Here is a 997-nt window from a genome sequence, read left to right as displayed (position 1 = left end):
CTAACCCTTTGATTTGAAGCAAGTTCAATGTTATTAACTGATAATATTAGATTTTCAATAAATTGTCTGTCATATATTTCAATATCTATCCCGTATTCTGGTAATTCTAAAAAATCAATTTTTTTAAATTTTCCTGCGTAAGTAGAATTAGAATCTAGAAATTTAGAGCTCTCCCTGATAATGAAAATATCCAAGTCAGAGTACTTATTCCCTAAACCTTCAGAATATTTATTAATTTGGCCATCAATCAGCGACCCCCCAATATACGCAATATCGTCTGGGAATAGCTTTAAGTGAGCTTTCAAGTTATTTAAATCTAATTTTTTATCAATTTTTGTTATGTACAGTTCATTTTTCATCGTTAATACCTAAATATAATGATTTACAAAAAGATGCAATCCCAAAGAATTGCATCTTAAAACTATAACCTAGAAAGCCAGTTCAAGTGCCAACGCTGCTGGAAGTTCAACAGGAACTGCTTTAGGAGCTTCGTAAGTAGCCATAAATCTTCCTCCTTATTTTATTTACTTGATTATATCAAAATACTCAAATTATTTCAAGCTCAGATTGGTTCAAATCAAATTTAAAACATCTATTAAAACTAGTGATAATAAATAATGAATTTACATATTTGAAAAAATATGCTCCCAACTTGATTCATCATTAACATTTCCAAATACTTGAACATTATTATCAATATCAATTTTATAGGCTTCACCTATAGAATTAATAAACATATATGTATTTTCTCGTTCCAAACTAGATTTATATTCAATTTCAATGTCTGTATTTGGAAATGTTAATGATGAATCAAGTTGGGAGCATATTTTTTCAAATATGTAAATTCATTATTTATTATCACTAGTTTTAATAGATGTTTTAAATTTGATTTGAACCAATCTGAGCTTGAAATAATTTGAGTATTTTGATATAATCAAGTAAATAAAATAAGGAGGAAGATTTATGGCTACTTACGAAGCTCCTAAAGCAGTTCCTG

General features: G+C 27.8%; 1 protein-coding gene. It reads right to left on the bottom strand.

Annotation, left to right across the window (positions count from 1 at the left end; genetic code table 11):
• Positions 1 to 359: hypothetical protein (locus tag K4H96_RS07860; protein WP_227956458.1), on the bottom strand; the 359-nt coding region annotated here is incomplete at its 3' end.
• Between the last annotated feature and the right edge of the window lie 638 nt (positions 360 to 997).

It is taken from the genome of Streptococcus sanguinis (assembly GCF_020729765.1).
Lineage (GTDB): Bacteria > Bacillota > Bacilli > Lactobacillales > Streptococcaceae > Streptococcus > Streptococcus sanguinis_Q.
This window is presented reverse-complemented; position numbering and strand designations above follow the sequence as displayed.